This is a genomic window from Methylobacterium variabile, assembly GCF_001043975.1.
GTDB classification, from domain to species: domain Bacteria; phylum Pseudomonadota; class Alphaproteobacteria; order Rhizobiales; family Beijerinckiaceae; genus Methylobacterium; species Methylobacterium variabile.
This window is the reverse complement of the sequence record NZ_LABY01000180.1, coordinates 23,212-29,706: the sequence shown is the minus strand read 5'-3', so window position 1 is coordinate 29,706 and position 6,495 is coordinate 23,212. Positions and strand designations below refer to the sequence as shown.

Annotated in this window: 5 protein-coding genes; all 5 read right to left on the bottom strand. The window is 69.9% G+C overall.

The genetic code is table 11. The annotated features are described in order from the left end of the window. Positions 1-4: 4 nt before the first annotated feature. Entirely contained in the window at positions 5-868 is an 864-nt protein-coding gene (locus VQ02_RS24275) for an IclR family transcriptional regulator (protein ID WP_048446803.1), read from the bottom strand. A gap of 271 nt (positions 869-1,139) precedes the next feature. Further along, entirely contained in the window at positions 1,140-1,898 is a 759-nt protein-coding gene (locus tag VQ02_RS24270; RefSeq protein WP_048446802.1) for an ABC transporter ATP-binding protein, read from the bottom strand. Beyond that, entirely contained in the window at positions 1,895-3,694 is a 1,800-nt protein-coding gene (locus VQ02_RS24265) for a branched-chain amino acid ABC transporter ATP-binding protein/permease (protein WP_048446801.1), read from the bottom strand. The genes VQ02_RS24270 and VQ02_RS24265 overlap by 4 nt, the downstream gene beginning before the upstream one ends. Before the next feature lie 30 nt (positions 3,695-3,724). Further along, positions 3,725-4,654, bottom strand: coding sequence for a branched-chain amino acid ABC transporter permease (locus tag VQ02_RS24260; RefSeq protein WP_048446800.1), 930 nt, complete (start codon positions 4,652-4,654; stop codon positions 3,725-3,727). A gap of 404 nt (positions 4,655-5,058) precedes the next feature. Continuing rightward, entirely contained in the window at positions 5,059-6,285 is a 1,227-nt protein-coding gene (locus tag VQ02_RS24255; RefSeq protein ID WP_048446799.1) for an ABC transporter substrate-binding protein, read from the bottom strand. Positions 6,286-6,495 lie beyond the last annotated feature (210 nt).

Genomic DNA, 6,495 nt, shown 5'->3' with positions numbered 1-6,495 from the left:
CGGATCAGCCCTCCGCCCGCGCGGCCCGCCGCGGCCGGCCGCCGCCCGCGGCGAGGGGCGCGCCTGCGGGCGCGGCCTCAGCCCTGTCGGCGGCGTAGCCGAGCTTCGCGGAGATCTCCCGACCGAAGGTTCGCGCCCGCGCCACGGCGGGGCTCGACTCGCTGATGTCGACCTCGTTCTCGGGGCCGATCAGCGTCAGGGCGCACTGAAGCTGGCCGGTATGATCGAAGATGGGAACCGCGATCGCGTTGATGCCCGGGACAGGGCTCCCGGCGGTCGTGGAGCAGCCCTCGACCCTGATCCGCGCGGCGGCCTTCGCGAGGGCGGGGAGCGAGGTCGGGACGCCGATGCCGCGGCTCTGCAATCCGGAACGAAGCTCGGCCTCGACCAGCGGCTCGACGATGCGCGGGGGCAGGTAGGCCGCGAACAGGCGGCCCGTCGCCGTCCCGGTCAGCGTGTAGACGCCCCCCGCCCGCAGGTTGACGTGGATGGGGACCTCCGCCTCCTGGACCTGCACGATCGTCGGGCCGTGGGTGCCCCAGACGGAAAGCGTGACCATCAGGCCGAACTCGGTCGCCAGGTCCGCCGCCGCGCTCGCCGCGACCCGCAGGGTGTCGACCTGCCGCATGCGGGCCAGGCCCAGTTGCAGCGCGAACGGGCCGAGCAGGTAGCGGCCGCTCTGCGGGTCCTGCTCGACGAGGCCCGTCTTGCGGAAGCTGACCAGGTAAGCATGCGCCTGGGCCGAGGCGATGTCGGCACGGGCCGCGATGTCCCGGAGCATCGCCGCCGCGCCGATCTCGACCATCGCGTGGAGGATCCGCGCCCCGACTTCGACGGATTGGACGCCGCGTCCCTCGACCGTGCTCATCAGGAAAGCGCTCCCTCTCACATCCGCGTCGCGGCCCTGGCGCGGGGAGGCCTGCCTCGCGTGCCGCCGCTCGGCCGCTCCGCGCGACTGATCGCTATCCATTACCGAATCCGCGGGCGAACAACCAACCGACCGCTCCTGTCATCGGGCGTACCTCCGCGCTGCACCTCCTGGACCTCCCTTTCGGCAGCCGGAAGTGATCGTGCTCATGGGGCGCTTCCACATCTCGCCCGCCCGACGATGACCGTCCGTGAGGTTCAACGATAGGCTTTCAGTGTCCGCTGCCGAGATAGGCCGACCGGATCTGCGGATCGCGCAGGAGGTCCTGTCCCCGGCCCGACAGGGTCACGCGGCCGGTCTCGAGGACGTAGGCGGTGTCGGCGATGGCAAGCGCCAGGTTGGCCATCTGCTCGACGAGGAGGATGGTCATGCCGCCGTCCCGCAGGCGGGCGATGGCCCGGAAGATGTCGTTGATGACCAGCGGCGCGAGGCCGAGCGACGGCTCGTCGAGCAGGAGCAGCCGCGGGCCGGCCATCAGGGCGCGGCTGATCGCCAGCATCTGCTGCTCGCCGCCCGACAGGGTGACGGCGGCCTGGTTCCGGCGCTCCTTGAGCCGCGGGAAGAAGGCGAACTGCTCCTCCATGGCGGCCGCCATCGCCTCAGCCGAGAGGCCGCGGGCGTAGGCGCCCAGTTCGAGGTTGTCGGCGACCGACTGGTCGGGGAAGACCTGCCGGCCCTCCGGGGACAGGGCGATCCCGGCCGTCACGCGCCGATGCGCCGGCATGGCGGTGATGTCCCGGCCCTCGAACCGGATCCGACCGGAGGCGACCGGCATCAGGCCGCAGATCGCCTTCAGCAGGGTGGTCTTGCCGGCGCCGTTGGCGCCCACGATGGCGACGACCGCGCCGCGCGGCACGCTGAGCGAGACGCCGCTCACGGCCGCGATCGGCCCGTAGGCGAGGCTGACGTCCTCGACCTCGAGAGCGGGCACGTCCGCGCTCCGGAAGGGGGCGATGGAAGGCACGGTCATGACGCCAGGGCCTCCGGACGGGCGAGGGTCAGGGTGACGTCGTCGCTGCCCAGATAGGCGGCGGTGACGCGGGGATCGCGCTGGATCGCGGCGGGCATGCCCTCGGCGATCTTCTCGCCGTAATCGAGCACGACGACGTGGTCGGAGATCCGCATCACCATGTCCATGTGGTGCTCGACCAGCAGGATCGTGATGCCCTGGTCGCGGATGCGCAGGATGAGGTCGCCGAGCGCGTCGGTCTCCTGCGGGTTGAGGCCGGCCGCGGGCTCGTCGAGGAGCAGGAGGTAGGGCTCGGTGGCGAGCGCGCGCGCCAGCTCCACGCGGCGCTGGAGGCCGTAGGCGAGGCTGCCGGCCTTGGCCCCGGCGAGGTGCGACAGGCCCACGAAGGCCAGGATGTCCGAGGCGCGCCGCCGCGCCGCCGCCTCCTCGGGCCCGCCGAGCCCGACGAGCGAGCGCAGGAAGCCGTTCCGCATCCGGTCGTGGCTGCCGAGAAGCACGTTCTCCAGCACCGTGAGCTCGCGGAAGAGGCGCAGGTTCTGGAACGTCCGGCCGATCCCGAGACGGCAGATCGCGTGGACCGGGCAGCGCGCGAGGTCGCGACCGCGAAACAGGATCCGGCCCTCGCTGGGACGGACGATGCCCGAGAGCATGTTGATGAGGGTCGACTTGCCGGCGCCGTTCGGCCCGATCAGCGCGTGAATGTGCCCCTCGGTCAGCGTCACGCTGACGTCGCGCGCCGGCTTCACGCCGCCGTAGGATTTCGACAGCGACGAGGCCTCGAGAAGCGCCGCATCCGTCCGGGCGCCCGGGCGGGTTGGCAGCGCGAGGACGTGCGGGGCGCTCCCCTCCGCCCCAGCGGCGCGCGGGTCCGGCGCGAGGCGCTCGATGAGATCGGTCACGACGCCCGCGACGCCGCGCGGCATGGCGTAGAGCGCGAACAGCAGCAGCGCGCCGTTCACGAAGTGCTCGATCCACGTCCAGCGCGCCAGCACGCTCGACAGCACCGTCAGGATGACGGCTCCGAACAGGGGACCGGCGAGCGACCCGCTGCCGCCGAACAGCACGGTCAGCAGGATGAAGACCGAGAGGTTGAAGGTGATGAAGTCGGAGTTGATGTACTGGTTCTGCTGCGCCACCAGGGCGCCGGCGAGGCCGCAGGTGGCGGCCGCGATGACGAAGGCGAGGACCTTGTAGCGCAGCACCGGGACGCCGACCGCGCTCGCCGCCACCTCGTCGGCCTGGATCGACCGGAAGGCGCGCCCGAAGCGCCCGACCAGGAGGTTGCGCACGAGGAGGTGCACGACGAGGCACAGGCCGATCGCGAAGAAGACCCAGCCCGCCATGCTGAGCGGCGCGCCCGCGAAGGTGAGCGGCTTGATGGCGTAGATGCCCATGGCGCCGCCGAAGACGTCGCTCACCTCGGTGACGAGCTTCTCGACCACGATGCCGAAGGCGAGCGTCACCATGGCGAGGCTCGGCCCCTTCACGCGCAAGGACGGCGCCGCGATGAGCACGCCGCATCCCGCCGAGATCGCGGTCGCGAGGGCGAGGGCGAGCCAGGGGTCGAGATCCGCCGCGGTCGTGAGCAGCGCGGCCGCGTAGGCGCCCGCCGCGAACAGGCCCGCCTGCCCGAGCGACTTCTGGCCGGCGAAGCCGAGCAGGACGTTCATCCCGGTCGCGCACAGGAAGTAGACGCAGATCGAGAACAGGATGCGCAGATAGAAGTCGTTGTCGGTCGCGCCGGCGAGGGCGGCGGCCGCCAGGGCAACCGCGACGGCGATGAGGATGTCGCGCATGGCATCAGACCTTGGCATCGGATCTTGGCATCAGACCTTGTCGAGGGACCGGGCCCCGAAGAGCCCGTTCGGCCGGACGGCCAGCACGACGATGATGAGGAGGAAGATCACGATCTCGCGCCATTCCGCGCTCCAGAGCGCGACGCCCGATTCGAGCAGCCCGAGCGCGAAGCCGCCGGCGATGCAGCCGCGCGGGTTGTCGAGGCCGCCCACGATGGCGCCCGAGAAGGCCTTGAGCGCGATGCCCATGCCGAGAAACAGCGAGGCCGAGGCGATCGGCGCGACGAGGAGACCGCCGATGCCGGCGAGGAGGCTCGAGAGCGCATAGGCCCCGAGCATCATCGCCGCCACGTTGATGCCCATCAGCGAGGCGGCCTGGGGATTGGCCGCGACCGCCCGCATCGCCTTGCCGATCCGGGTACCGCGCATCACGCGGTCGAGCCCGAGCATCAGGAGGACGGCGACGACGAGGATCAGGATCTCCTGGGGCCGGATGCCGGCCCCGGCGACCCGGATCACGTCGTCGCCGAAGGGCGACGGCACGTTCACGGGCGCCGGCCCCCACACGGCGAGGCCGAGGCTCTGCACGATGATGCCGAAGCCGATCGTGCTCATCACCCAGTTCATCCCCGCCTTGCCGGCGAAGGGACGGACCGCGACCGCGAAGAGGAGCAGCCCGAGGGCGCCCAGGACGAGGCCGGCGACGAGGGCCGCCGCCGGATAGTTCAGGCCCGCGGAGGCCGCAGGAGGCAGGGACGCGAAGCTGACCTCTCCGCCCCCCATCCGCGCGAGGACGTAGAGCATCGTGACGCCGAGGAACGCGCCCACGGCGACGAACTCGCCTTGCGCGAAATTCAGCGTCTTCGTCGTCGTGAACGTGATGCTGAAGCTCATCGCGATCAGAGCGTAGACGCCGCCGATCGCGAGCCCGCTCACCAGGACCTGGATGAGGGTCGTCATCGCCGCACCTCCTTTCGCTTTGGCGCCGGGCAAAAGCATCTTCCGACGCCACGGACGCTGAATCGTTTCAGACAATACAACAAGATTGAAAACCTTGAGCAGCGCTCTTCCTCAACACAGCCATCCACGACAGTGGTTCGTATCCAATCTTGACCAGCCAAGCGGCCAGTCTTCCGCCTCTCTCACTTTCCCGGACGACTGCGGCGAAGCGGAAGGAGATCCGAGATCCAGGAGAGAAAGTGCCGCGAAGCGGCGCCTTAGCTGCAACGTTGCAGACATAGAGACGCTTCGCGAATTCTCCTGCTGGATCCCGGATCTCCTTCCGCTGGCGCTCCAGTCGTCCGGGAAAGGGGAGAGGCCTACGATCGATAGAGCCGCTCGCGGCGGACGCGATAGTGGCGGCTCTAGCCCTTGAAATCCTCGGGCTTGAGCGAGGCGACGACGGCATCCTCGAAGGCGGCGAGCTTGCCGCCGCGCCAGCAGGTCCAGTGCTGGTCGGCGGCGCCGAGCCCCTCGTGGGTCTCGCGGGTGAAGGGCGGGGCGTAGGTCTTGGCGTAGCCCTCGTAGGGGGCCTTCAGGCCCTCCAGCGCGGTCCTTACCGCCGGGCCGTCGGTCGAGCCGGCCTGCGTCATGGCGAGCGCCAGGAGCATCGTCCCGTCATAGGCGTGGACCGCGAAGGAGAAGGCGGAATCGGCGTCGAGCTTCGGGCGGATCCGGTCGAAGAATTGCTGCTGGCGCGGCGACCGCGCCTCGGAGACGGTGCGCAGGAAGATCGGCTTCTCGGCCAGGGCCGGCCCGGCCGCGTTGAGGAAGCTCAGGTTGTCGGCGGCCCAGCTCGTCAGGACGGTCGGGAAGTAGCCGATCTTGTCCATGCTCCGCATCACCTGGCCGATCGGCGTGCCCTGCGCCCAGAGCAGCACGGTGTCGACCTCGGCACTCTTCAGCTTGGCCAGCTGCGAGGTCATGTCGGTGTCGTTGACGCCGAATTTCTCGCTGGCGACCGGCGTGATGCCCTGGGTCTTGGTGACCTCCACGAGATCCTTCAGCCCGCTCTGGCCGTATCCCGTCGTCTCGGTGAGCAGGCCGACCTTCTTGGTGGCCGGGTTCTTCTTGGCGTAGGCGACGACGGCGACGACCTGGAAGCGGTCGACGCTGCCGACGCGGAACATGTAGTTGTCCGCATTCGCGCTCATCGGCTTGGTGATGTCGGTCGCCGAGCCGATGCAGCCCATCACCGGGATGCGCTTCTGGTTGGGGATCTGCTTCCAGGCGAGCGCATTGCCCGAGTTGGTCGGGCCGAGCACCGCGACGACCTTCTCGTTGTCGATGAGGTCGCTCATGTTCTGGATCGACTTCGGCGGCTGCGAGAGGTCGTCGCGGACCACGAGCTGAAGCGTGCGGCCGAGGACGCCGCCCTTCCCGTTCAGATCCTCCAGGGCGGCCTGGATGCCGATGACGGCGGCGCGCCCCGACTGGGCCGATGGCGAGGCCGAGAGGTCGCCGTTGAAGCCGACCTTGATCTCGCCCGCGCTCCAGGCGCGGCGGGGCGCCCCGACGACCAGCGGAGCGGCCAGGGCGAGCGAGAGCGTGCCGCCGATCAGGCCACGCCGGGTGAGACCGGAATGCGTCATGGATCCTCCCGTGGTGCGCGTCGTGCGGGCGTTTCGAGGCCCTCGCCGCAACGGCGCACCCCGCCGCGGCCACATTGTTTGGCCCGACGCCGTCCCCTGGGCGCGACGTCGGATCCTTGGAACATTCATTAGCTCACAGCGAACATGTACGCAAGAAACAAATTCGTTTCTTGCGAATGCGATCGCCATATGCGATAGACTGCGCCAACA

Excerpts from the sequence above, each read along its gene's own strand:
- VQ02_RS24275 (WP_048446803.1), bottom strand. The coding sequence starts at position 868 with ATGAGCACGGTCGAGGGACGCGGCGTCCAATCCGTCGAAGTCGGGGCG.
- VQ02_RS24270 (WP_048446802.1), bottom strand. The coding sequence starts at position 1,898 with ATGACCGTGCCTTCCATCGCCCCCTTCCGGAGCGCGGACGTGCCCGCT.
- VQ02_RS24265 (WP_048446801.1), bottom strand. The coding sequence starts at position 3,694 with ATGCGCGACATCCTCATCGCCGTCGCGGTTGCCCTGGCGGCCGCCGCC.
- VQ02_RS24260 (WP_048446800.1), bottom strand. The coding sequence starts at position 4,654 with ATGACGACCCTCATCCAGGTCCTGGTGAGCGGGCTCGCGATCGGCGGC.
- VQ02_RS24255 (WP_048446799.1), bottom strand. The coding sequence starts at position 6,285 with ATGACGCATTCCGGTCTCACCCGGCGTGGCCTGATCGGCGGCACGCTC.